The sequence below is a fragment of the Arthrobacter sp. P2b genome, assembly GCF_900168295.1.
Lineage (GTDB): Bacteria > Actinomycetota > Actinomycetes > Actinomycetales > Micrococcaceae > Arthrobacter.
This window is the reverse complement of record NZ_FVZL01000006.1, coordinates 16,807-39,139: the sequence shown is the minus strand read 5'-3', so window position 1 is coordinate 39,139 and position 22,333 is coordinate 16,807. Positions and strand designations below refer to the sequence as shown.

Annotated in this window: 15 protein-coding genes; 10 read left to right on the top strand and 5 right to left on the bottom strand. The window is 63.9% G+C overall.

Features of this window, described 5'->3' with window-relative positions; all coding sequences use genetic code 11:
- Positions 1–6: 6 nt before the first annotated feature.
- From B5520_RS11775 to secA, 4 genes are all read left to right on the top strand, one after another.
- Entirely contained in the window at positions 7–891 is an 885-nt protein-coding gene (locus B5520_RS11775; RefSeq protein WP_254865554.1) for a ComF family protein, read from the top strand.
- Between the two features lie 178 nt (positions 892–1,069).
- Entirely contained in the window at positions 1,070–1,795 is a 726-nt protein-coding gene (gene raiA / locus B5520_RS11770) for a ribosome hibernation-promoting factor, HPF/YfiA family (protein ID WP_079597255.1), read from the top strand.
- Between the two features lie 30 nt (positions 1,796–1,825).
- Positions 1,826–3,049, top strand: a complete 1,224-nt coding sequence (locus B5520_RS11765; protein ID WP_079597254.1) for a winged helix-turn-helix domain-containing protein — start codon at positions 1,826–1,828, stop codon at positions 3,047–3,049.
- Positions 3,050–3,148: 99 nt separating this feature from the next.
- On the top strand, positions 3,149–5,887 hold the full coding sequence (gene secA / locus B5520_RS11760; protein ID WP_079597253.1) for a preprotein translocase subunit SecA: 2,739 nt from the start codon (positions 3,149–3,151) through the stop codon (positions 5,885–5,887).
- 87 nt (positions 5,888–5,974) lie between these two features.
- On the opposite strand, the gene B5520_RS22755 is transcribed toward secA, so the two are convergent.
- Both B5520_RS22755 and B5520_RS11750 read right to left on the bottom strand, forming a co-directional pair.
- Complete coding sequence (locus tag B5520_RS22755) at positions 5,975–6,481, bottom strand: Rv3235 family protein (protein WP_176156849.1); 507 nt, start codon at positions 6,479–6,481, stop codon at positions 5,975–5,977.
- Between the two features lie 63 nt (positions 6,482–6,544).
- Positions 6,545–7,531 (bottom strand): LysM peptidoglycan-binding domain-containing protein, encoded by a 987-nt coding sequence (locus tag B5520_RS11750; RefSeq protein WP_079597252.1) that lies wholly within the window; start codon positions 7,529–7,531, stop codon positions 6,545–6,547.
- Between the two features lie 91 nt (positions 7,532–7,622).
- On the opposite strand from B5520_RS11750, the gene B5520_RS11745 reads away from it, so the two are divergent.
- The gene (locus B5520_RS11745) at positions 7,623–8,240 is read left to right on the top strand and encodes a hypothetical protein (RefSeq protein ID WP_368483725.1); all 618 of its coding nucleotides are present in this window, start codon (positions 7,623–7,625) and stop codon (positions 8,238–8,240) included.
- Between the two features lie 51 nt (positions 8,241–8,291).
- Here B5520_RS11745 and B5520_RS11740 read toward each other — a convergent pair whose 3' ends face one another.
- Entirely contained in the window at positions 8,292–8,507 is a 216-nt protein-coding gene (locus B5520_RS11740) for a helix-turn-helix domain-containing protein (RefSeq protein WP_009356834.1), read from the bottom strand.
- A 148-nt stretch (positions 8,508–8,655) separates the two neighbouring features.
- Between B5520_RS11740 and B5520_RS11735 the strand changes: the two genes are divergently transcribed.
- The 4 genes from B5520_RS11735 to B5520_RS11720 are packed head-to-tail and all read left to right on the top strand — an operon-like array spanning position 8,656 to position 17,010.
- Positions 8,656–9,300, top strand: coding sequence for a hypothetical protein (locus B5520_RS11735; RefSeq protein ID WP_079597251.1), 645 nt, complete (start codon positions 8,656–8,658; stop codon positions 9,298–9,300).
- Positions 9,297–10,604 (top strand): AAA family ATPase, encoded by a 1,308-nt coding sequence (locus B5520_RS11730; protein ID WP_079597250.1) that lies wholly within the window; start codon positions 9,297–9,299, stop codon positions 10,602–10,604. Before B5520_RS11735 ends, B5520_RS11730 begins: the two co-directional genes overlap by 4 nt.
- 57 nt (positions 10,605–10,661) lie before the next feature.
- Positions 10,662–15,515 carry an NAD-glutamate dehydrogenase gene (locus B5520_RS11725; RefSeq protein WP_079597249.1) on the top strand — a complete coding sequence of 1,618 codons (4,854 nt, stop codon included), beginning with the start codon at positions 10,662–10,664 and terminating at the stop codon, positions 15,513–15,515.
- Positions 15,516–15,543: 28 nt separating this feature from the next.
- Positions 15,544–17,010 carry a sensor histidine kinase gene (locus B5520_RS11720; RefSeq protein WP_079597248.1) on the top strand — a complete coding sequence of 489 codons (1,467 nt, stop codon included), beginning with the start codon at positions 15,544–15,546 and terminating at the stop codon, positions 17,008–17,010.
- 111 nt (positions 17,011–17,121) lie between these two features.
- On the opposite strand, the gene B5520_RS11715 is transcribed toward B5520_RS11720, so the two are convergent.
- Entirely contained in the window at positions 17,122–17,370 is a 249-nt protein-coding gene (locus tag B5520_RS11715; RefSeq protein WP_015937605.1) for a WhiB family transcriptional regulator, read from the bottom strand.
- Between the two features lie 354 nt (positions 17,371–17,724).
- On the opposite strand from B5520_RS11715, the gene B5520_RS11710 reads away from it, so the two are divergent.
- A complete protein-coding gene (locus tag B5520_RS11710; protein ID WP_104443487.1) occupies positions 17,725–18,090 on the top strand; it encodes a hypothetical protein in 366 nt (121 codons plus the stop codon).
- On the opposite strand, the gene B5520_RS11705 is transcribed toward B5520_RS11710, so the two are convergent.
- Positions 18,051–22,106, bottom strand: a complete 4,056-nt coding sequence (locus tag B5520_RS11705) for an FtsK/SpoIIIE domain-containing protein (protein ID WP_079597246.1) — start codon at positions 22,104–22,106, stop codon at positions 18,051–18,053. The two genes, B5520_RS11710 and B5520_RS11705, sit on opposite strands and share 40 nt — an antisense overlap.
- Positions 22,107–22,333: the final 227 nt, after the last annotated feature.

Sequence of the window (22,333 nt, the reverse complement as noted above, 5' to 3'; positions counted from 1 at the left end):
TAAGGGGTGAGCAGCAAAGCCGGCTTGCCCGGCAGGAGCCGGTCCAGGGCCGATCCGGACCTCCTGGCGCCTGCGCCCCGGCCTGCCCGGCACCGTTCTGACCATCAGAGCACACTGCTGCGGTTTGCCGACCAAATGGCCGGTGCCGCTGCTGATCTCCTTGCGCTGGCTGTTCCCGTGGACTGCGTGTGCTGCGGCGCGGAAGACCGGGCGTTGTGCACTGCCTGTGAGCGCCACATCAGGCGCCTGACCAGGGAACCCTTCAGGGCGGAAAGCGGAGCGCCTGCGCTGATGGACATCCGGGGAACGGTCCTGCTTCCGGTCGTTGCAGCCGGCGTCTACCGGGAGGAATTGGCGCAGGCCCTCCTCTCCTTTAAAAGGCACGGCCAGCATCAGCTCAAAACCGCTCTTGGCCGCTCTTTGGCCGGAGCTGTCCGGGCGGCAGCGGGGGAGGGGCCGTCAATCGCGCTCGTTCCAGTTCCCACCAGCTCCGCGGCGTACATGAACCGGGGATTCAGCCCCGTCCACCTGCTCCTGGCAGAGGCTTCGCGGCAACTTCCGGGCATTGGCGTGGTGAACGTCCTGGTGAAGACCGGCAAAGAAGGCCTGCGCCTGACGGGAGGCCAGAAAGGCCTGGACCGCGGTGCCCGCGCAAAGCGGGTCCGTGGCTCCATGGAGGTCCGGCGCCGGGGCCAGGGAAGGGTCGAAGGGCGCCGCTGCATCATCGTTGATGACGTCCTCACCACGGGTGCCACATTGGCGGAAGCTGCACGGGCACTGCACCAGGCAGGTGCCATTGTGGCGGGCGGCGTAGTCTTGGCCGCGACACGCCCGCCGGATGCCGGCGGTGGCGGCGCTGCTTCCCCTGAGGACCAGCGGAAGCAACCATGACTTAGAAAAAAATAAACCAGGAAAGGATGAATAACGCATGGCTATGAACTAACGTCGGTGGTGGGTACCAAGAACAGAATGTACCTTTCGATGGCGGCTCGGAGAGGGGCTCGACTGTCAGACAGCTCGGCCCAGGGAAGCGCCGCCGTCGTGTCACCGAAGTCATTTGGAGGGCACCATGGAGTTTATGATCAGCGGACGAAATCTGACAGTTTCAGACCGGTTCCGCGAATATGCCGGGGAGAAGATCTCAAAGATCGAATCGCTTGGAGACAAAGTCCAGCGGGTCGACGCCAAAGTCTCCAAGGAGACCAATGCCCGGCAGACCGGCGATCAGCTGACCGTTGAGGTGACAGTACTGGGCCGTGGACCCGTGATCCGTGCCGAAGCCAGCGCCGCCGACAAGTTCGCTGCATTTGATCTTGCATACAACAAACTGCTTGAGCGTCTCCGCCGCGCGAAGGACCGGAAAAAGGTCCACCACGGGCGCCACACTCCCAAGGCGGTCCGTGAAGCGACTGCCACGCTCGAACCGGCAAGTGCCCACGAGCCGCTGTACCTTGAGGCGAGCCACCGGAACGAGGCTGTGGCCGCCCCCGCCGACAAGTCCCCCTACGACGTCGACAATGACATTCCCGCCGGGAATTCCCCCGTCCTGATCCGGCGCAAGGTCTTTCCTGCTGCGTCCCTTTCCCTCGACGACGCCGTAGACAACATGGAACTCGTCGGCCACGATTTCTACCTTTTCGTTGACAAGGCCACCAACACCCCTTCTGTGGTGTACCGGCGCCGCGGCTGGACGTACGGCGTCATCACGCTGGACCATGAGTGCGAGCCCGGAGATACTGTGGTGGAAGAAAAGATCCTGGCCTACCGCTCGGATGACGCCGCCGCCAACGCCTAAGGGTGCAAGCCACCCACCGAGAGGACTGATGTGTCAGCAGCGCTGAGCCTGGACCAGGCACGGCGAATCGCTTTGGCAGCACAGGGACTCCACAAAGGACGGCCCACCGGTCCCGTGACTTCACGGACGGTGGGCCGTACCTTTGCCCAGATCCAGCTGGTCCAGATCGACTCCGTCAACGTCCTCTCGCGCAGCCACTTCCTTCCCTTCTACTCCCGCCTGGGCAACTACGACCGCACCATCCTGCGGCGGATGTCCAGCGTCCATCCCCGCCGCATGGTGGAGTACTGGGCCCACGAGGCAAGCTATATCCGCCCGGAGCATTACCAGGACCTGCTCCTCTGGCAGAAACGCGCCTGGGTCGGAGCCGCGCGCATGGACCCCCACCAGCGCAGTGCCGTCGCCGCGAAGATACTGGATACGCTCGCACACAGCCGCCCGATGACGGCCTCGGAAATCACCGCCAGAATCGGCCACGTTGAGGACCGGCAAAGGGTGAACTGGGGTTGGAACTGGAACGCGGTGAAACGCGTCCTGGAGCATCTCTTCGAGGAGGGCCTGGTCGCGGCTGCTTCCAGGACCGAGCAGTTTGAGCGCAAATACACCCTGGCTGGCAAGGTGCTGCCGCATGTCGCTGCCGGCGCCCATGACCCCGATCCTGCAGCGGCGCTGCACCGGCTGACAGAGGCAGCAGCGCAGGCACACGGCATAGGAAGCGTGCGCTGCTTTGCCGACTACTTCAGGACACCCATGAAGGCAACGGTGGAGTCCGTGGAGCACCTTGTCCGAAAGGGCAGGCTGGAGCCGGTGACCGTGGCCGGCTGGGGCAGGGACGTTTACCGGCACGTTGATGCTGTCCTGCCCCGGCGGGCGACGGGACGTGCCTTGCTCAGCCCGTTCGATTCCCTGGTCTTTGAACGCCGGCGGCTCGAGGAACTCTTCGGCTTCCACTACCGCATTGAGATCTACACACCGGAACACAAAAGGCGCTACGGCTACTACGTCCTTCCATTCCTCCTCCGCGACCGGATCGTCGCCAGGGTGGACCTGAAGGCTGACCGCGCCGGCGGGAGACTGCTCGTCCGGTCCGCGTTCGGTGAGCGGGACGCGCCGCCGGATACCGCCGTCGAACTTGCCGCGGAACTGTTCCTGATGGCTGACTGGCTGGGACTGCACGAGGTTGAGGTCTACCCCGCCGGAGACCTCGCGGCCGCCCTCGCGGCGGCCGTTGCCCGGCCTGTCGCCAACACATAGAGCGGTATCCGCTCTCAGGGAAACAGGCACCTGCCGGTTGTCTCTCCCGTAGACTAAAAACGCCAGAATTCGGCGGCATGAGACTGGGAGCATCTTCACGTGGCATCACTTATCGAAAAACTACTCCGCACGGGTGACAAAAAAACGCTGCGGCAACTGCGTAATTATGCCGACTCCATCAATGCGCTGGAAGACTCGTTTAAGACCTTCACCGACGCTGAACTCCGTGAGGAAACAGACCGTCTCCGCGAACGCCACCAGGACGGCGAACAGCTGGATGACCTGCTCCCGGAGGCTTTCGCCGCGGTACGGGAAGCGTCCTCACGAACCCTCGGAATGCGGCACTTCGACGTCCAGCTGATGGGCGGCGCGGCACTGCACCTGGGCAACATTGCAGAAATGAAGACCGGTGAAGGCAAGACCCTGGTGGCAACCGCTCCTGCCTACCTCAATGCCCTCACCGGCAAGGGCGTCCACGTGGTCACCGTGAACGACTACCTCGCCGAATACCAGTCTGACCTGATGGGCCGCGTCTACCGGTTCCTGGGCCTGACCAGCGGATGCATCCTGTCCAACCAGGATCCTGCCGTCCGGCGCCAGCAGTACGCCGCGGACATCACGTACGGAACCAACAACGAGTTCGGTTTTGACTACCTCCGCGACAACATGGCGTGGGACAGGAACGAACTCGTCCAGCGCGGACACAACTTTGCCATTGTGGATGAGGTCGACTCCATCCTCATCGACGAGGCCCGCACACCGCTCATCATTTCCGGTCCCGCACAGGGGGACACGAACCGCTGGTACAGCGAATTCGCCAAGGTGGTCCTCCGGCTGCAGCCCGAGAAGGACTACGAGGTGGACGAAAAGAAGCGTACCGTCGGCGTGCTGGAAAGCGGGATCGAAAAGGTCGAGGACTACCTTGGCATCCAGAACCTGTACGAATCCGCGAACACCCCGCTCATCGGGTTCCTCAACAACGCCATCAAGGCCAAGGAACTGTTCAAGCGGGACAAGGACTACGTCATCCTGGACGGCGAAGTCCTGATCGTGGATGAGCACACCGGCCGCATCCTGGCCGGCCGCCGCTACAACGAGGGCATGCACCAGGCGATCGAGGCCAAGGAAGGCGTCGAGATTAAGGCCGAAAACCAGACGCTGGCCACCGTGACGCTGCAGAACTACTTCCGCATGTATCACAAGCTCTCGGGCATGACAGGAACTGCCGAAACCGAGGCAGCCGAGTTCATGAGCACCTACAAGCTGGGCGTCGTGGCCATTCCCACCAACCGCGACATGCAGCGCATCGATCAGCCGGACCTCGTGTTCAAGAACGAAACCGTCAAGTTCGACGCCGTTGTCCGTGACATCGCCGAGCGGCACGAAAAGGGCCAGCCGGTCCTGGTGGGCACCACCAGCGTCGAGAAAAGCGAATACCTTTCGCGGCTCCTGGCGAAGGAGGGCATCCGCCACGAGGTGCTCAACGCAAAGAACCACGCACGGGAAGCTGCCATCGTTGCCCAGGCCGGCCGGAAGGGCGCCGTCACCGTGGCGACCAACATGGCCGGCCGCGGTACCGACATCATGCTGGGCGGCAACGCGGAATTCACCGCCGTCGCCGAACTGGCAAAGCGGGGGCTGGATCCCGAGGAGAACTCCGAGGAGTACGAGTCCGCCTGGCCCGCAGCCCTCGACGCAGCCAAGCAGTCGGTTAAGGACGAACACGAGGAAGTTCTGAACCTGGGCGGCCTTTACGTCCTGGGAACCGAACGGCACGAATCCCGCCGGATCGACAACCAGCTCCGCGGCCGTTCCGGACGCCAGGGCGACCCCGGCGAGTCCCGCTTCTACCTGTCGCTGACTGATGACCTCATGCGGCTTTTCAACTCCGGTGCCGCCGAACGCCTGATGAACAGCTCGGTTCCGGACGACGTTGCGCTGGAGTCCAAGCTGGTCTCGCGCGCTATCGCTTCCGCCCAGGGACAGGTGGAAGGCCGGAACGCCGAGCAGCGTAAGAACGTGCTGAAGTACGACGACGTCCTGAACCGCCAGCGCGAGGCCATCTACAGTGACCGGCGGCGGATCCTGGAAGGTGACGACCTGCACGAAAAGGTGCAGTTCTTCGTGGAGGACACCATTTCCGCGCTGATCGATGACGCAACCGCGGAAGGTAACGGCGACGATTGGGACTTCAACCAGCTGTGGACCAACCTGAAGACGCTCTACCCGGTAAGCGTCACAGCCGAGGACATCATTGAAGAGGCGGGCGGCAAATCACGGTTGACCGTTGAGTTCCTCAAGGAAGAGCTGCTGTCCGACGCCCGCCTGGTGTACCAGGCGCGGGAGGAAGCCATCGGTTCGGAGAGCATGCGGGAGCTGGAGCGCCGTGTGGTCCTGTCCGTCATTGGACGCAAATGGCAGGAACACCTCTATGAGATGGACTACCTTAAGGAAGGAATCGGGCTGCGGGCCATGGCCCAGCGTGATCCTCTCGTGGAATACCAGCGTGAGGGCTTCGTCCTGTTCCAGAGCATGATGGAGGCCATCCGCGAGGAAAGCGTAGGGTTCCTGTTCAACCTGGAAGTGGAAGTCACCCCTGCCCAGGACGTGGTAGTACCGGATGCTGCCGGCGGGCACACGGAGCACGTGGAGCCCCAGGTCCGCGCGGCCGGCCTGGAAGCGCCGGAAAGGCCTGCCCAGCTGCAGTACACCGCTCCCAGCGAAAGCGGCGAGACGCAGACCCGCGTGGAGACCAGGCAGTCGGGACGTTCGGGAAATCCGGCCAAGGCGGCAGCCCAGGATGCGGCCAGGCGTTCGGCCAAGAAGAAGCGGCGCTGACGGCCGCGCCTTAAACCAGGCAGCCGCACGGAAAGCAGGCAGAGGCAGGGCGGGAAGCACTTTCCCGGCCCTGCCTCTTTGCGTGGGTCAGCCGATGACAAGTTCAGTCACCCTCCAGACATGCTTGCTGCGCTCCAGCCGGATGGCGACGGCACGGGCACGGACGTCGTCCACCACAACGGCGCTGGCTTCGTAGATGCCATCCGCCACCTCGCAGACGCGGACTGAGCGGACGGTGGAATTCCTGTGGAGCCGGGCCAGAGCGGGATTCCCCGTACGGGTGAGCTCCCGCCTGATCAGGGACGCCCGGTGCTGCAGATTCCCCAGGCATCGTGGATCGAGCCGCCGTGCCAGCTGGTGGATGGGCCGGATTCCGGCCAATACCTCCATCGCTGCCTGCACGGTGCCGCGGGTGATCGCGCGCACTTCTGCAGTCTCGTCGACGGACCGCAGCGCGGGCTGGGTTCCGGGGCGATAAAAGCCTGCCCGCCCCTGGTCCAGCGCCGGGTTCCGAAGTGCGGCGGCCTCCCGGTCTCTTCCCGTTTCCCTGTCGGAGCCCTCCTGGGCTGCCCGGATTGGCGTCACTGCAGACATTGGTTTCCCCTTTTTATGGTTGTGCCCGGAAGGCCGGATGCCCGCCGGTGGTGTTGCGGGTGGCTACGCGGACGTAGGAGGCACCAGGATTTGCCCGGGAAGAAGTACATCCGGGTTCTGGCCAAGGAGGGTTTTGTTGGCTTCGTACCACCGCGGCCACTCAAGAGCTATGTCCACGTCCGAGGCACCGGGCCCCAACTGATCCGCCACGATGTCCCACAGACTGTCTCCGGCAAGGACGGCTACCGGCCCGCTGTACCGGCCTATCCCCTGATGGATGCCGGCGTCACTGCGCACGTCAGGTGCGGTCAGCAACCCGGGCTCAACGATCGGAGCCGATGGTTGCCAGCGCGGTTGAATTGTTGATGGAGCCGGAAGTATGGGCTCAGTTTGCCCGGGTACCGGGGCCTGGTTGTTTACCGGGAACTGGTCTGCGGCGGGAGGGAGAGGGGCCGGCGAAGGGTCGGACGTTGGTTGCGGCCCGGAGCCACCGGTCACGGGCGCGGCCGAACCGGGTTCACTGCCTGGGCTTGCAGGTATGGACGGCTCAATGGCGTTGTCCGGAGGCGGAGCTGCTTCCTGTTCGCCCGTTGACGGCGTGGCCCGGTCCGGTCCGGATGCCGCCGGCGCCGGGGACTCCTGGCCTTGCGTCGGAGCCCACTGTGGACCCGGCGCCGGAACTGCGGCGTGTGCGGCAACACCACCGGACAAAAGCTGAACGGAAACCGCTGCAACAACCAAGCGCTGCATAAAAGCAGGCGACATTTTGCGGGTCACCGCGGCTGCCCTGGCCTTGCCGAGTTTCTCCAGCAGCACGCCGGCAGCAGCACATGCAAGGGACACAAACCACCAGAGCAGGAGGACTGCCCCGGCAGCGGCCGCGGCGGCGCCCAGCACGTCCTCCACCTCAGCGCGCTGGTGGCGGGCGGCCGAGTCCTGCCACTGGCCAAGAAGTCCTGCTCCAACAAGGACCAGCGTGAAGGCCAACACCAGCAGACCCGCCGCTGCGGTGGCGTCAGCACCGATCCCCGTGTCTTTACGATTACGCATTTCGAGCCTCTTTGATGCAGTTTGATGTAGTTTGCTTATGTCTGCTTCAGTTTGCGCTCGTCTCGCTGCTTTTGTCTAGACAGTGGAGAGAATGAAAATCCGGGTTGACCAGCCCGCGGTGGAGTCCTACGCTGACCGGATGCGCTGGGATTCCCTCTTTAACGACATGGAAAGCCAGTTCGCGGAAGCGGACAGGCTGTCTCTCGATGCTGAGATCAACGAGCGCACCAGAATCGACATGGTGAATGTAGAATTCGCGGACAGGCTCCGCGGAGCTCTCGGCTGCCGCCTGGGTGTCCATCTTGCCTGTGGGGAGGTATTTCACGGCACGCTGTCCCATGCCGGTGCGGACGCAATGGTGCTGGACGAAGACCACCACCAGGTTCTCATTCCTTACGCTGCGGCGCTCCGCTACGTGGGTATGGGGAGGTGGTCCCAACCCGAGGCTTCGCCGGTGCGCCGTGCGATAGGACTCGCGCATTCCTTACGCGCCCTTGCCAGGGACCGCACGGAACTTTCGGTCACACTGGGAAACGGTGCCGGCAGTGTCCGTATGGAGGGAGTCATCGACAGGGTGGGGAAGGACTTCATTGACCTGGCGGTTGTTGCTGCCGGGGAGGCCCGCCGCAGTAGCCAGGTCAGCCAGGTTTCTACCGTCCCGTTTCCGGCATTGGCGGCTGTAAGGTCGCGGCGGATCCATGACATCTAGCGGCGAGGACTTTCAGCCGCGCTGCCCGAAATTAGGGCGCAAGTGGAATGGTCAGACGGACCGTGATTTGGACTCCTGGATCATCCGGCTGGCCTCGGCATAGCGTTCCTCAATGTACTGCTCCAGCATTTTCTCTTCGACCCGCCACTGCCCCCGGCCACCGACCTGGATAGCCTTGAGCTCCCCGCTTCGCACCAGTGCATAAGCGGCAGGCGAATTGATCTGGAGCTGCTCTGCGACATCCGCGAGCGTAAGAAACCTGGGCATGCATTCATTTTGCCATCAGATGAGCCGTTTTGCTGCTGTTATCCACAGATTGGCCTTGTTTGCTTTATGGGCTTTCGTTCCAGCTCCCTTGCCGCAACAATAAATTGTCCGGCCACAGTGCGCCGGCGCAAATAGGGGGAGAAGCGGAATGGTTCCTGATTCGTCTGCCACGGCGGCACGCCTCAAGCGTCCATCCTGGCGGGACCCGCGCCTGCTGATGGGCATTCTCCTGGTCCTGGTCTCCGTTGCCGGCGTCGTCTTCCTGGTCAACAGTGCCGACCGGACCACGGAGGTTTACGCGGCGCGGGACGGCATCGGCGTGGGCGAGGCCTTGACCGCCGAGAACGTGGTCCGGGCTAAAGTGCGCCTCGGCGAAACCGAGCAACATTACATTCCTGTGGAGTCCGGCCTGCCCGAGGGCGTGGTTGCCGTACAGCGGATCGCCAAGGACCAGCTGGTACCCCGGGCGAGCCTTGGGGAAGTGGATCAGCTGGACCGCAAACCGGTGGCGCTGACCATTGACGAAACGCTTCCGTCGCAGGCAGTCGAGGGCGCCAGGGTGGACGTCTGGGTTGCACAGCCCGACGCCAAAAATGGTTACGGTGAACCCAAGCTTCTCCTTTCCGGCGCTGAAATCGCGGAAGTGACAGCTGGCTCCACGGCTTTGGGATCCACTAAGACCACCGTCCTGATGGTCCTCGTGGAGGACAGCCACATGCCTGCCTTGCTCGGCGCCCAGGCCAACGAAGCAAAGATTTCGGTTGTCTGGAATCCCGGCGGCGGCTCCCGATGAACATTCCGGTAGTCACCGTTGGCCAGAGCCGGGAGGATCTGGTGGGCGGACTTGAGCGGCTGCATGGTCCCGTCACTGTCGTCAGGAGGTGCGCGGAACTGCCGGAGCTCTTAGCGGCGTGCCAAAGCGGACTTGCCCGTGCCGCCGTCGTGGCTGATGGCTCCGAGGGGCTGACAGCCTCCCTGGTTGACAGGCTGGGAGCGGTGGGAGTGGCCATTATCGCGTTGACGGACAACGCCGACGAAGCAGCACGGCTGCGAAAAATTGGGGTGGCCTCTGCGCTGACCGGGGTGGAGTCCGCCGAACTGTCCGACCGGATCGCAGATGCGGTGGAGCAATTGACGGGGGCAGGTCGTCGTTCGGCCACCTGGAGTTCGCTTGCTGACACAGGTGCTGCCCTGGGCACGGTCCAGGCAGAGCCGGCGGTGGTCCCGGACAGGCCAGGTGCGGGAAGAATCATTGCGGTCTGGGGGCCGGTTGGATCGCCGGGACGTACAACCGTTGCGGCCAACATCGCCGGCGAGATGGCGGCCGACGGGAAACAGGTTCTCCTCGTTGATGCGGACAGTTATGGCGCCAGCATAGCCGCCGTTCTCGGTCTGCTGGATGAATCAGCCGGCCTTGCGCAGGCATGCCGGCTGGCGGATCAGGGCGCCCTGGATGCTTCCGCCCTTCAAAAAGTTGCAACCCCGGTGGCCACGAAGTCGGGGACGTTCACAGTCCTCACCGGCATTACCCGCGCGGACCGGTGGACCGAGCTCCGGGCGCCCGCCCTTGCCCTGGTCCTGGAGCGGGCACGGCAAATCGTCGACGTCATTGTTGTTGATACCGGGTTTTGCCTGGAAGCAGATGAAGAATTGAGCTTCGACACTATGGCGCCACGCCGGAATGCCGCCACGCTGCGTCCGCTTGAGCTTGCCGACACCATCTACGCGGTCGGGGCCGCCGACCCTGTGGGAGTTCCCCGCCTCGTACGCGGCCTCGCTGAGTTGGAAGCCGCCGTTCCCCAGGCGTCCCCCTTGGTGGTCATGAATAAGGTTCGTGCTTCGTCGGTGGGACGGAGTCCGGAGCGGCAGTTGCAGGATGCCTGGGAAAGATACGGTCCTGCCTCCGGCATCGAAACCTTCCTGCCGTACGACCCGGCAGCTGCGGATGCAGCCCTGCTTGCGGGGTCGCTGCTGTTGGAAACTGCTCCCGATTCTGCGTTGCGCCGTGCAGTTCGAAGTCTCGTTTGTGCACCTGACCAGCAAAAAGCGAAATCCTCTGTCTTTTCTTCCACAGCAGGGCGCAGGTCAAAGGGCTAGGCTCGCCATAAGAGCTGCAATGGTGCAGCAAATATCTTGTGATGGAGGCGTGTGTCGATGTCGTCTGGATCCAGCGTGGAGGATCAGCCCCTTTCGATTGAAGGCCTGGAAGGCTTTATTGGGGACTACTACCAGCATTTGGCCGAGGAGGATGCCAGGAGCTACCCCCGGGAAGTGCTGGTGGCACGGGCGGGCAACCACCGTGAGGTCGCAACAGTGCGGCAGCCCGGCCAGGCGAAAATCAGCGTTGTGGATGAGGAAGACAGCAGCGTGGTCTTCGTGGTCACGGACGACATGCCGTTCCTGGTTGACTCAGTCAACGCAGAACTCGTCCGTCAGCACGCTGCCATCAAACTTGTGGTTCACCCGCTCTTCGTCGCCACTCGCGACAGGGAAAGCGGCGAGCTGGTCAAGGTCAACCGGGTTCCCGCGCACATTGGAATTTCCAGCGGTGACACCGCGGCAATGCCCAGCCTGTCCCACCTCATTGCGCAGGGCGAGCATGCCTCGCACATGGAGTCCTGGATCGCCGTCGAAATCAACCGCATCTCTGACGACGCGAAGGATTCCCTGCTTGAGGGACTTAAGCGTGTCCTCAATGACGTCCGCGCCGCCGTCGAGGATTGGCCGAAAATGCGCCAGAAGGCCCGGCAGATCTCCGAGAGTCTTGACCAGGTAGCAAACCCGGCACAGATTGCGGAGCTGCGGCAGGCGAAGGACCTCCTGCGCTGGCTGGATGACGGGAACTTCACTTTCCTTGGATACCGGGAATACGACCTGGTGAACGTGGATGGCGAAGATGTCCTGGAGCTCCGCGAAGACAGCGGGCTGGGCCTCCTGCGGGCGGTCGCCGACTCGCCGCACATCCAGCACCTGACCGACACCGGCCGGAAAAAGGCGCGGGAAAAGCGTGCACTGGTCATCACGAAGGCGAACTCGCGTTCCACGGTCCACCGCTCGGCCTACCTCGACTACATCGGGGTCAAAAGTTTTGACGCTGCCGGCAACGTCAACGGTGAGCGCCGCTTCATCGGACTCTTTGCCACGAGCGCCTATACCGGATCGGTCCGCAACATTCCGATTGTCCGGGAAAAAGTGGACGCCGTACTCCGAAGCGCTGGTTTCCCGCCGGATTCCCACTCCGGCAAGGACCTGCTGGGAATTTTGGAAACGTACCCCCGTGATGAGTTGTTCCAGATCGAAGTCCCCGATCTGGCCGCCACCGCCCTTGGCATCCAGAAACTGCAGGAGCGGCGCCGGACCAGGCTGTTCCTCCGGCCGGACATCTACGGCCGTTTTATGTCCGCCGTCGTCTACCTTCCCAGGGACCGCTACACCACCAACGTGCGGCTTCGCATCGAGCAGGAACTTCGCGAGACGTTCCAGGCGGTGTCCATCGACTATGAGGCACGCATGACGGAGTCGGCACTGGCCCGGCTGTTCTTCCGCATCCGCCTGCCGAAGAATGCCGACTTCAGCCATGTCAACACCGAGGAACTGGAGAAGCGGCTTGTCCGTGCCGCCCGTTCCTGGAGCGAAGGCATCGCCGAGGTCCTGCGCGAGGGCAGGGACCCCGTGGAAGCCAAGGAACTGGCCGCTATCTGGGCCGAAGCATTCCCCGCGGGCTACCGCGTGGACTACGAGGTGGAAGACGCCCTGGAGGACATTGCGCGCTTCGAGAAGTACGGGGCGGCGGCGGAACGGGCGGTAGGCGCACGCCAGGAGCGGCCCGGCGTCCACGTTTACCTCCCGGAAGGTGCAGGCGCAACGCTCGAGGAAGATGCGCGCGTGAAGCTGTACATGCTGGAGCCGAAAAGCCTCAGCCAGATTCTGCCCTTCTTCCATAACCTGGGGCTGGAGGTACTGGACGAGCGGCCCTTCGAAATTGAGACAGCGGACCGCCGTGACTTCTTCCTGTACGATCTCGGGCTGAAATACCCCGCGGGTGTGGATCCGGTTTCCACCGGCGAGCTGCTTGCCGATTCATTCGGTGCGGCGGTGACAGGCGCAGCTGAATCGGACGCGTTCGACCGGCTCGTCCTCCGGGAAGGCCTGCAGTGGCGGCAGATTACCGTGCTCCGGGCCTACGCGCGGTACATGCGCCAGATGGGAAACAGCAACTCCTTCGGTTTCATGGCCGACACCCTGCTTGCGAATGCGGACGTCACCAGGGGCCTGAGCGCCCTCTTCGCGGCCCGCTTTGATCCTGCCCTGAGCGACGACGAGCGGCTGGCCGCGCAGGAGTCCGTGCGGCAGGACTTGGCGGCTTCGATTGAGAAGGTCGCCACGCTCGACGCCGACAGGGTCCTGCGCACGTTCGTTAACCTGATCGAAGCGACGCTCCGGACCAACTACTACCAGAACAAGCCACACCTGAGTTTCAAACTCGACCCGGCCAGGATCGAGGGCCTGCCCTTCCCGCGTCCGATGTTCGAGATCTGGGTTTACTCTCCCCGGGTCGAAGGTGTCCACCTTCGGTTCGGCAAGGTGGCCCGTGGTGGACTGCGATGGTCGGACCGCCGGGAGGACTTCCGCACCGAAGTCCTTGGCCTCGTCAAGGCGCAGACCGTCAAGAACGCGGTCATCGTGCCGACCGGAGCGAAGGGTGGTTTCTTCGCCAAGCGCCTTCCGGACCCCGCAGTGGACCGTTCCGCGTGGATGGCTGAGGGCGTCGAAAGCTACAAGACGTTTATCCGCGGCCTGCTTGACCTGACCGACAACCTCGTGACGGAAGGCGACAGCGAACGGCTGGTCCCGCCGTCGAACCTTGTCAGGCACGACGACGACGATTCCTACCTGGTAGTGGCCGCGGATAAGGGAACCGCGACCTTCTCCGACATCGCCAACGGACTGTCCGCCGAATACGGCTTCTGGCTGGGCGATGCCTTCGCTTCCGGCGGATCCGTGGGTTATGACCACAAGGCGATGGGCATCACGGCCCGGGGCGCCTGGGAATCAGTAAAGCGGCACTTCAGCGAACTCGACCTGGATACGCAGACCCAGCCGTTCACGGTGGTGGGCGTCGGAGATATGTCAGGCGACGTATTCGGCAACGGCATGCTCCTCTCCAGGCATATCCGCCTTGTCGCGGCCTTCGACCACCGGCACGTCTTCCTCGACCCCAACCCCGATGAGGAGGCGTCGTTCGTGGAGCGGCAGCGGTTGTTTGAGCTGCCAAGGTCTTCCTGGGATGACTACGACAAGTCCCTGATCAGCGAGGGCGGCGGGGTCTTTGCCCGGCAGGCCAAGTCAATCCCGGTCTCACCGCAGGTGCGGACCGCCCTGGGGCTTCCTGCAGAAACGACGGAGCTCAGCCCGCCTGAGCTGCTGCGGGCGATCCTCCTCGCCCCAGCCGACCTCCTGTACAACGGCGGCATCGGAACCTACGTCAAGGCCAGCACCGAGTCGAATGCTTCCGTGGGGGATAAGGCCAACGACGCCATCCGCGTTGACGGCCGGGATCTGCGCGTGAAGGTGGTGGGTGAAGGCGGAAACCTCGGCATGACGCAACGCGGCCGTATTGAAGCGGCGCTTCAGGGTGTCATCCTGAACACCGACGCCATTGACAACTCAGCCGGCGTCGACTGCTCCGACCATGAGGTCAACATCAAGATCTTCGTCGACCGGATGGTGGCCGCCGGAAAGCTTTCGGCGGAAGAACGTGCCGGGTTCCTCGCATCGATGACCGATGAGGTGGGCCGGCTGGTGCTCGAAGACAACATCGACCAGAACATCCTGCTGCTCAACGACCGGACAAAGGTAGCCGAGTGGAGCCCCAGCTATGAGCGGCTGATGGACTGGCTGGAGAAGTCAGCCGACCTGAACCGGGAGCTCGAAGCGCTGCCTTCAACCGAAGTGCTGCGGGAGCGGCTGCAGCAGGGGCAGGGTTTGACCTCGCCCGAGCTGTCGGTGCTGGCCGCCTACGCCAAGATCGAACTGACGTCCGCGCTGCGCGACAGCGACCTTGCTGATGACTCCTGGTTCAGGAAGACCCTGCGGGACTACTTCCCGCAGCAGCTGCGCGAGCGCTTCGACGCGGAACTGGATACCCACCCGCTGCGGCGCGAGATCATCGCCACCGTGGTGGCCAACGACATGATCAACCTCGGCGGTATCACCTTCGCATTCCGTGTCATGGAGGAAACGTCGGCGAGTGAGGTGGCTGTGGCCAAGGCATTCGTGGCACTGCGGGAAATCTACGAGCTGGACACCATGGTGGGGGAGCTCAACAGCCTGCCTGCGTCGTTCCCGACGGAGCACTGGAGCACTGTGCACCTCGATGTCCGCCGGCTGCTTGACCGCGCGGTCCGGTGGCTCCTGACCCAGGGCACTGTTTCGCGGCCCATTGCGGATGTGGTGTCCGAGTTCAAGCCCCTGATGGACCCGATGCGCGCACGGCTTCTGGACTACCTGCGCGGCGACGATCGGGCTCGCGTGGCAGGCTGGCTGGAAACGGCGCGTGAGTGGGAACTTCCGGAAGGACTCGCCCTGCGCTGGGCAGAACTTTTCGAGAGTTTCGTCCTGTTGGACATTGCCAAGATCGCCCGGGTCCGGAAGGACCCTGTGGAGGAGATCGCGGCCGTTTACTACACGGTCTTCAACCGCTTCCACGCCGATTCCCTCCTTGAGCGGATCAGCAGCCTGCCGCGGCAGGACCGGTGGCAGGCTTTGGCCCGGGCAGCCCTCCGCGACGACCTGTACTCCACGGTTTCGGATATAACGACGGCGGTGCTTGACGCCACCACGGCGGCTGATTCGCCGGAAGCCCGGCTGAAGGATTGGGAGGCCCAGAATGCGGAGCAGCTGGGCCGGGCGAAGAGCATGTTCGATGAGGTCAATTCGCTTGAAACCGACGATATGGCATCCCTGTCGGTAGCATTGAGGCTCTTGAGGTCAATCGTCCGGCGCTAGCAAGTACGGCGTCGTAATTGGAGGTGCAGTGGCAATCTTTACGGACCCCATCAGGGAACACGCTGATTTCGGGCCTGGTGATGCCGAATGGCTGCACCTTTTGGTGGGGGACTGGCAGATGGTTGCGGACCTGGCGTTCGCCGACCTGGCGCTGTGGTTCCCCCACCCGGACCATGGGTACGTTGCGCTGGCACACGTCAGGCCGTCCACCACGCACACGGTCTTCCACGGCGACTTCGTGGGCGAGGGAATCCGGTCGGACCTGCAGCCGCTCGTGGACAAGGCATGGAACAGCCGCTCCATTGAGCGTTCCAGCGAAACCAACTGGAGCAGCGACATGGCTCTCCGTGTTGAGGCCGTGCCCATGGTCCGTAATGGCCGGACGCTTGCCGTGGTCACCACGCACATGGACCTGTCCAGTTCCCGCATGCCGTCCCGCCTTGAGCTGACCTACCGCCAGTGTGCCTATGACCTCCTGCGCATGGGGACGCTTGGGCTGTGGCCGGACTTTGCCTCGCCCACCGGGTCGCGGCGGGGTGCGCCGCGTGTGGGAGACGGCCTGATACGGCTCGATGCCGAAGGCATAGTGCAGTACGCGAGCCCCAACGGTGTCTCGGCATTCCGGCGTCTGGGGGATGGGGAGTCACTGGAGGGCCGGTCGCTCGCTGAGGTGACTGCCAGCCTGCTGAAGGACCGGCGCATGGTGGACGAGACGCTGCCGTTGGTGGTTACTGGCCGCATGCCGTGGCGCAGTGAAATTGAGTCCAGGGGCGTCAGCCTGTCGCTGCGCGCTATCCCGCTTCGTGACGAGCAGCAGCGCTTTGGCGCGCTGGTCCTTTGCCGCGACGTCTCTGAACTGCGGCGGCGTGAGATGGAGCTGGTCACCAAGGATGCCACTATCCGGGAAATCCACCACCGGGTGAAGAACAACCTCCAGACCGTTGCGGCGCTGCTCCGGATGCAGTCCCGCCGCATGGTGAGCGAAGAAGCCAAGCAGGGACTGGAACAGGCGATGCGACGCGTTGCCACCATCGCCCTCGTCCATGAGACCCTGTCGCAGGGCTTGACGCAGAGCGTTGATTTCGACGAGCTGATCGGACGCCAGTTCCGGCTGTCCGCCGAGGTTGCCTCGCCCTCCCAGCAGGTAAGGACTGAAAGGTCCGGGACCTTTGGAGAGCTGCCCAGTGACCTGGCCACGCCGCTGGCACTCGTCATCAATGAATTGGTCACCAATGCCGTGGAGCATGGGCTTGAGGGCAGGGCCGGAACCGTGTCGCTTATCGCTGACCGGTCTGAGGCAGACGAGGGTGAAGAACTGACAGTGACCATTGCCGACGACGGCGTGGGGCTGCCCGACACCCCCCACGTTGAAGGGCTTGGCCTGCAGATCGTGCGGACCCTGGTCACGAGTGAACTTGGGGGGACAATCCAGTGGAAGCCCCGTGACGGCGGCGGCACGGCGGTACAGATCCGGCTCAGCCTGGCGGGCAAGTAGCGGGCGGCTCCCCGGCCATTGCCATTCTTCTGGCTGAGCCCAAGGGTTAAAGGGAAAAGCCCCGGTCGCAACCTCTCAGGTTGCGGCCGGGGCTTTTTGCGTTTTGGGCGATCAGGAAGCGCGGCGGGCGCGGGCTGCCCGGCGCTTCAGGGCGCGGCGCTCATCTTCGCTCATGCCGCCCCAGACGCCGGCATCCTGGCCCGACTCGAGAGCCCACTGCAGGCAGGTGTCCACTACCGGGCACCGGCGGCATACACTTTTGGCTTCCTCGATCTGGAGGAGGGCGGGCCCTGTATTCCCGACGGGGAAGAACAGTTCCGGGTCCTTCTCGAGGCACGCTGCGCGGTTACGCCAATCCATGCTGATCAGTTGCTCCATTTCTGGGAAGTGCTCTTTGTGAAATTATTCACTAGGAGCTACAAAGGAAAAGGGCCCGGCAGGGCCCCGTTGGTCATCTGAATCAAGCCTGTCATGTTAACGCTGTGTAAACAAGGGGTAATAACGCTTGATATCCCCGTAACGCTGAGCGATACATCACACTGGCGGCACTGGCCCTCACCACTGTCCGACTATGTCCGGTAGGGTGCCAGTGTGTCAAGACCCCCGGTAAACCCCTCAGCGTCCCCTTCACCGTCGGAAGAGCCGCGTCCGGGGCCGGACCGCAACGCAGGGGCAGCGCCAGTTGCACCGCCGCCTGCAGCAGTAGTCACAGCACTGATCGTCGCCGCGGAGGCTACAGCGCTCCTTGTGGCCGCCGGCTGGTACGGCTACCAACTGCTGAACGGAAGCCCCGTACTGTCGTTCTGGGGAGCGGTATTTACGCTGGGGCTGCTGCTCGCCTTCGCTGCGTGGCTGTATGCGGTGGCTGTTTTCTTATACCGGGGATACCGCTGGACCCGGGCCGCCGCCCTCGTGGCGCAGTTGTTCGTTCTGACCATCGGATTTCCTACACTTAGCGGTGGCCTGGTGGTGGCCGGGTTGGCGATGCTGCTGCCCGCGGTAGCCGCCATCGTGCTCCTGTTCCACAGCAAGGTGATCAGTTATGCCTCGCGCACGGGAAGTGCACCGCCCGCCCTGTAGTCGTCTGCAGCAGCCCATCCCACTTGGATTGGGCAGGCACGTCCGCCGGAAATGAGCACGCCCCTGCCCGGGGATGGATTCGGTTCGACCTCGAAGCGGACGCCGAAGACGTCCCCGTCGGATATGGACCGCGGGGACAACAGCAGACCCGTTCCGGCAGCGCGGGACTGCATGATCAGCGGAACGCGCTGAAGGATCAGCGGACTGTAGTTCGCCGTCAGGACCATCGGCTGGCCCAGGGCCTGCAGTTCGGACAGGCATTGCATCGCGCCGGGGGACATAAGGTCCGCGTTGTCGGCCAGGAGCACTGTGTCCCTGGGCAGCTGGCTGCCCTGCACCTGCAGCAGCAGGCCCTTCCAATATGTAAGGGCGTCGGCCCCGGCGTCGGGGTAAAGCCAGCGGTGGGCCGGATTTAGAACCTGCAACGCTTTCAGGACGTTGGTCTTGCCACTGCCCGGACCTCCAAGGACGGCCACCACGCCGCCTGGTGGAATGCGGAAAGAAGCGGGAACCAACTCGTCACCGCCAACTCCGATGAGGATGCCCGGAAGCCGGGGCCCCGACGGAACGGAGCCGGGCGCATGGGAAACAGCCGGGTCCGCCAGCATTGAAAGGATTTTGCCAGCCGTCACCACCGACGGCAGCGCTTCCACCCGAAAGGGAGGAAGCGTAACCAGCTGCTGCTGCGGGCTGCCGGCAAGGTCGCTGTGCCAGGAACTGTCCGGTGCTGTGCGGTACAGCTGGCATACGGCAGCACCGTCTTCGGCAACGGGACCGAACGCGACGGCTCTTCCTTTGACAGCTGCTGTGGAAGGCATCCGCGGCCAGGCTGCCCGGCTGTCGGGGTTGGAGCCGGCAGGGAAATAAAGCCGGTTTGGGATCGCTCCGCTGAACCTGGCGGTGACAAGCTCCCGGTCTCCGGAAATGATGAGTGTTATCCCGGCCCGGGCACCGTCGCGGACAAGGTCCTGGACGAGGTCTTCGCCCCATGCCAATGGACCCGACCGGAACGCCGACAGCCAGGAGCCCCACCCGGAGATCACCACAATCAGCGGCACAGAGCGCCCGCCCGGCTGGTTAAGCCGCCGGGCAAGTTCAGCCGTCAAGCGTTCCAGTACCCGCACCGCACGCCGAAGCTCCTGCACACCGGTGTGGGCACCGATTCTGGCGTGGGAGGACAGGTAATGGAAACTTCCAGCACCGTCCAGGAAGTACAAGTGCGCCTCCTGTGGATGGCGAAGCAGACCGCGAACGGCTGCGTCCAAGGCTTCGTTGGCGCCACACCCGGGTGCGCCGATCAGGGCCAAGTGGCTGCTCTTGGCCGGTTCCCATTCAAGCGACTGCAGCCTTTGGCTGTCCGGAAGGTCCACCAGCCCAAGCCTGATTGACCAGGTCCCGCCAGAGGTCATGGACGCGGCAGCATTGGCGCTGTTCCACGCGGGTTCCTCTATGTCTTCCGGCAGGGGAGCCGCAACGGGCACCCGCGGCGGTGCTCCTCCCATGCCGTCCCAAAGTTCACGCACCAAATTGACCAACGGTGCTGCCGCTTGCGCGGGCGTCGGGGCTTCTGCCACCGCGTCGGCAGGAGGGTCGGACAGAAGGTAATCCGTGGCAAGCCGCACGGTGACGGAGTTATCCTGCCTGGTGCGGGCATGCAGCGGTCCCGTGGTTGCTGCCTGGAATTCCTGGACTGGTTCCGTGCCCCTGGCGAGGTAAGCCCGTCCAGGAGTGTCAACACGGATCGCTGAGGCGTCCTTGGACCCGATGATGTCAACAGACTCCATGTCGGACTGCACCCGCAGGGCAATGCTGGAGGTGACATTGGCCCTGATGTCCGCAGTCAATGCGCCCTGCGGCCGCTGGGTAGCCATGACGAGGTGAATCCCAAGGGAGCGGCCGATGGAGGCAATGCGCATCAGTTCACGGAGTACTTCCGGTGCGTCATCAACCAGCATCCGGAATTCGTCGATGACGATAATCAGGTGGGGGATGGCGACGGGCTCCGAGGCAGGATTGGACCGATACGCGCCGATGTCAGGCACTCCTGCCGCTGCCAAGGCTTCTTCACGACGCCTGATTTCAGCGCGGAGCGAGATGAGTGTGCGCTCCAGTTCGTAGCGGGCCAGGTCGGTCAGCAGCCCCACGCAGTGGACCAGCCCGGCCAGGGGACCAAGCCCCGAGCCGCCTTTGAAGTCAACGAAAAGGAAATTTATCCGGTCGGGCGGATGGCTCAGAGCCAGCGCCAGGGTAAGGCTGCGGAGCAACTCCGACTTTCCGGAGCCGGTGGTGCCTGCTATCAGCAAATGGGGGCCGTCGGTGTGAAGATCCACAACTTTGGCCCCGCCCGCACCGAGTCCAAGGGGAGCCGACAGCGCGGCGTTCTTCTTGCTCGATGCCCAACGGGCAGCCGTACGGGCGGCCGTGAGCGGCAGTATGTCATCCAGCGTGCAGGTGGATGGCAGAGCGTGTTCCCCGGCGTCCCTCACCCGAGGCAAGGTTGCCAGACGGCGGCAGAAGGTGCTGAAAACCTCCTCGGGGGCGAGATCGGGTACAAAGACGACGTCGCCGGCCGGTCGCCGCAGGATCGATGTGCGCTCGCGGAGTTCCACATCAATGCCTTGTGTCCTGGTCCCCTCGGGAAGGAATTCAAGGATATGCCACCCGCGCGCCAGCGCTTCATCCGCGAGGGCGCTGCTTGAAACGCCTCCGTCTGCTGCGTCAGTAATCAGGAGGACTCCCTGCGGGGCGGTGGCGTTGAAGCCCTCCGCCAGCACGCGCCGGCAAGCGGCCGCCGATGCTGTGAGGGTTACGGACGGAAGGAAACGTGCGGGCAACAGGAAGCCCTCTGCATGCCCGTGAATGACGACGCGTGTGGTACGGCACCTCGGATAACCGGCCAGCTGCATGACGATAGCCCTGATCATCCCGTCCAGCAGGCTCCTGGATCCCTGAAATACCGATTTGGGGCGTGAAAGGTCAAAGACCACCGGTACGGTTTCAGCGGAGCGAATCTCCCGGGTGGAAGCGACCGGCTCCACCTTTACATTGGCGGGCTGCTTCGCCTGGCCAAGGCGCAACCACGCTGCGGCTTCCCTTTCGCCAGTGGTTGAAGCGTTGCTGTGCATCCCACCTGTGGCCAGCACCAACGTAGCGAGCGAGGGCCCGGCCGCCCGGCGCCGTTCCGTGTCCTTGGCAACAGCCGCTCTAATTGCAGCGCCCAGCTCCCGCCGTTGGCGCCTGCCGGATACAACAGGAACCACAAGGGCCAGGGTGGAGGCGGCAGCAAAAGCCAGGAACATCCACATACCCGTGAAGACCGCAAGTCCTGCACCGACGACCAGTGGAAGAATTGCGGTGGCAATGAGGACCGCCCGGCTGCCGGACTCCGCCCGGCCCCTGACGGGAATAGGCTCCTGCACGGAGGCCCCGGCGTCGCTCAGCGCCTTGTCCGGCATGTCGGCAAACACGATGGACATGGTTGAGCTTCCACAGCGGACGGTTGAACCGGTGGAGAGGGCGGCGGCCCGGGTTCTTTCGCCATCCACGTAGGTGCCATTCGCACTGTCCAGGTCTTCGAGGATGATGTCCGTTTCGGTGACTACAAGGCGGGCGTGCTGTCGGGACAACTCTGCGTCCGCGATGACTATCCGGGTGTTGCTCCTGCCGATGGTGTAGGTCCCGCGCCGCAGGGGTACCACTGTTCCCGCGCCCGCGCCGCTGTGAACGGCAAGGGCGAGTGGAGCCGGCTCGCCGGCGGGCCGGCGCCGTTCCTTCCTGCTGACTGGTGCTCCGCCGCCGTCGATGAGGACGGCGCCGTTAACCAGCGGCAAGGTGCCGACGCGTACGGATCGCAGGTCGTCGCCGTCGACCGTTACGGTCCCTGTGCCAAACATCCTCGCGAGCTGGTCCCGGATGTGGGCCCCCGCCGTACCGTCGGCGGCGTCGATGGACAACTCAAGACGCTGCCCGGCCAGGCGCGACTCGGGACCGCCGAGCAGGGTGCAGTGCAATGTCATGGGTGGATATCCTTTGTGCCTTTGAACCCACGCTAGACAGCGGTAGCGGGTCCCGGCCGGTGCACCATCTGCTATGTGGACAACTTCCAGAAGTAGATCCGCCTTCTCCTGCCGTCGGAGGGGCCGGTCACTCCAGGAGGCTCAGGCCTTGCTCCAGGGGTTGTAGCCCGAAGCCCTGATTCGACGGGCGCTGCAGTGCCTCGGGTAGGCTAGAGCAGCAGACATTG

What these genes read in the sequence shown, in the direction of transcription:
- raiA (WP_079597255.1), top strand. Translation starts at nt 1,070, where the DNA reads ATGGAGTTTATGATCAGCGGACGAAATCTGACAGTTTCAGACCGGTTC.
- B5520_RS22755 (WP_176156849.1), bottom strand. Translation starts at nt 6,481, where the DNA reads ATGTCTGCAGTGACGCCAATCCGGGCAGCCCAGGAGGGCTCCGACAGG.
- B5520_RS11750 (WP_079597252.1), bottom strand. Translation starts at nt 7,531, where the DNA reads ATGCGTAATCGTAAAGACACGGGGATCGGTGCTGACGCCACCGCAGCG.
- B5520_RS11745 (WP_368483725.1), top strand. Translation starts at nt 7,623, where the DNA reads ATGAAAATCCGGGTTGACCAGCCCGCGGTGGAGTCCTACGCTGACCGG.
- B5520_RS11740 (WP_009356834.1), bottom strand. Translation starts at nt 8,507, where the DNA reads ATGCCCAGGTTTCTTACGCTCGCGGATGTCGCAGAGCAGCTCCAGATC.
- B5520_RS11735 (WP_079597251.1), top strand. Translation starts at nt 8,656, where the DNA reads ATGGTTCCTGATTCGTCTGCCACGGCGGCACGCCTCAAGCGTCCATCC.
- B5520_RS11730 (WP_079597250.1), top strand. Translation starts at nt 9,297, where the DNA reads ATGAACATTCCGGTAGTCACCGTTGGCCAGAGCCGGGAGGATCTGGTG.
- B5520_RS11725 (WP_079597249.1), top strand. Translation starts at nt 10,662, where the DNA reads ATGTCGTCTGGATCCAGCGTGGAGGATCAGCCCCTTTCGATTGAAGGC.
- B5520_RS11715 (WP_015937605.1), bottom strand. Translation starts at nt 17,370, where the DNA reads ATGGATTGGCGTAACCGCGCAGCGTGCCTCGAGAAGGACCCGGAACTG.
- B5520_RS11705 (WP_079597246.1), bottom strand. Translation starts at nt 22,106, where the DNA reads ATGACATTGCACTGCACCCTGCTCGGCGGTCCCGAGTCGCGCCTGGCC.